At 66.2% G+C, this 2,529-nt stretch carries 2 protein-coding genes; both read right to left on the bottom strand.

Annotated elements, in window-relative coordinates; translation table 11 throughout:
* A partial coding sequence (locus tag IVB41_RS32650; RefSeq protein ID WP_247438640.1) for a chemotaxis protein CheW occupies positions 1-447 on the bottom strand: 447 nt, incomplete at its 3' end.
* A gap of 24 nt (positions 448-471) precedes the next feature.
* On the bottom strand, positions 472-2,529 hold a 2,058-nt coding region (locus IVB41_RS32645; RefSeq protein ID WP_247438639.1), incomplete at its 5' end, for a hybrid sensor histidine kinase/response regulator.

Below are 2,529 nucleotides of genomic sequence, written 5' to 3'. Positions count from 1 at the left end.
GAGCTCGAGGACGCGATCGACGTCGAGGACGACCATGAGCTGGCCGTCGAGACGGTGGACACCGCCGGCGAGCTTGGCCATGCGGGGGTCGAGATTGACGGGGTTTTCTTCCATGCCGTCCTCGGCGAGCCGCAGCACTTCGCCGATCTGGTCGATCAACAGGCCATAGGATTCACCGCGCAGGTCGACACCGACCGCCATCGGGACCTTGCCGTCCTCGGGCTTGGGCAGGCCGAGCCGGGCGCGCATGTCGACCACGGTGACGATGCGGCCGCGCAGGTTCAGCACGCCCGCGATCTCGCGCGAGGACAGCGGCACGCGGGTGACGCGCTCGGGCATGAACACGTCCTGGACGCGGGAGATCGGCAGGCCGAACAGCTGGCCGCCGATCATCGCGGTGACGTATTCGACCATGGCGCCTTCGCCGGACTGGGTCTTCTTGGTCATGTGCGTATCTCCTGATCCCGCTGGTTACGCTGCTGCGCGGCTCAGCTCGGAGGCACCGGCGGCGCCCGCGGTCTGTTCCTTCAGCGCCGCGATCAGACCGGGACGGTCGAACTTGGCGACATAGTCGTGGAAGCCGGCCTGACGGCCGCGCTCGATCGCCGCCGGCGACACCAGCGCGGAGAGCCCGATGATCGGCATCGCGCCCAGATTGCTGTCGGAGCGGATGGTCTCGGCAAACTCGAACCCGTTCATGTCGGGCATCTCGATGTCGGTCAGGACCACGTCGAAGGTCTGCGCGCGCAACGCGGCCAGGCCCTCCTGCGCGGTCGGCGCGGTGCGGACGCGGTAGCCGGCGGCCTTGAGCACCGGGGCCAGCATGTTGCGGAAGAACGCCGAGTCGTCGACCAGCAGCACCGATTGCGAGTGCAGCGACGGCTTCATCTCCTTGCGGGTGAACCAGTCGGAGAACGCCATCGGCAGGAAGTGGCCGACGTCGATCACTTCGGTGGCCTGGCCCTTGATCACGGCCGAGCCGAGAATGCCGGAGGAGGATCCGCCGACCTCGATGTTGAGCCGTTCCTCGACGATGTCGATGATCTCGTCGACGACGAGGCCCATGGAGCGGCCGTCATCGGAGAACACCAGGATCGGCTGGGCGCCCTGGCTCGCGATGGTGACGCTCTCCATGGCGACGAGCGGCATCAGCTGCTCGCGGTACTGCACCATGTAGCGGCCGTTCGAGAACTCGATCTTGTCGGCCGGGAGCTCTTCCAGGCGCGTGACGAGCCCGAGCGGGACCGCCTTGGGCTGGGACGAGCCGGCGCGGAACACCAGCAGCGAGGTGGTCTGCTCGCCCGATCCGATGCTGTGCGTCCCGTTCTCGTTGTTCATGTCATGGGCCGAGGAGCCGGCGGCGCCGAGCGCCTTGGCAATGCCGTTGGGGTCGATGATCATGATGACCGCGCCGTCGCCCAGGATGGTATTGCCCGAGAACATGTCGATGTGACGCAGTTTCGTCGACATCGGCTTGACCACGATTTCTTCGGTGTGGAACACGCCGTCGACGACGATGCCGAAGGTCTGGCTGCCGACCTGGGTCACCACGATGAAGCCGTTCTCGGGATCGGAGACGGCGCCGTCGTCGATCTTGAGCAGCTTCTTGAGATGGATCAGCGGCAGCAGCTTGTTGCGCAGCCTGAGCACCGCGGTGTCCTTGATGCGCTCGATGCGGTGCTCCGAGTTGGCGCGGGCCCGCACCAGCTCGACCACGGAGAGCTGCGGGATCGCAAAGCGGTCGCCGGCGGCTTCCACGATCAGCGCGGAGACGATGGCCAGCGTCAGCGGGATCTTGATGGTGACGGAGGAGCCTTCACCGGCCACCGACTTGATGTCGATGGTGCCGCCGATCTGGTCGATATTGGTGCGCACCACGTCCATGCCGACGCCGCGCCCCGACACCGAGGTGATGGCGGCCGCGGTCGAGAAGCCCGGCGCGAAGATGAACTTGTGGATCTGGGCTTCGCTCATCTTCTCGAGCTCGGCCTCGGTGACCAGACCTGAGGAGATCGCCTTGGCCTTGATCCTGTCGGTGTTCAGGCCGCGGCCGTTGTCGGCGATGCAGATGATGATGTGGCCGCCCTCGTGATAGGCGGACAGGCGGATGGTGCCCTGCTCGCCCTTGCCGCCGGCGAGACGCTCGGCCGGGGTCTCCAGGCCATGGTCGGCGGAGTTGCGCACCATGTGGGTGAGCGGGTCCTTGATCAGGTCGAGCACCTGGCGGTCGAGCTCGGTGTCGGCGCCGTGCATCTCCAGCTCGATCTGCTTGCCGAGTTCGCTCGAGAGGTCGCGAACGATGCGGGGCAGCTTCTGCCAGGCATTGCCGATCGGCTGCATGCGCGTCTTCATGACGCCTTCCTGCAGCTCGGCGGTGACGTTGGACAGCCGCTGCAACGGCACCTTGAACTCGGTGTCCTCGTTGCGGCGGGAGATCTCCAACAGCTGGTTGCGGGTCAGCACCAGCTCGGAGACCATGGTCATCAGATGCTCCAGCGTATCCACGTTGACGCGGATCGACTGGTTGGC

The sequence above is a fragment of the Bradyrhizobium sp. 44 genome, assembly GCF_023073095.1.
Taxonomy (GTDB): Bacteria; Pseudomonadota; Alphaproteobacteria; order Rhizobiales; family Xanthobacteraceae; genus Bradyrhizobium.
Note: the sequence above shows the minus strand (reverse complement) of the source record. Positions and strands in the feature narration are given on the sequence as shown.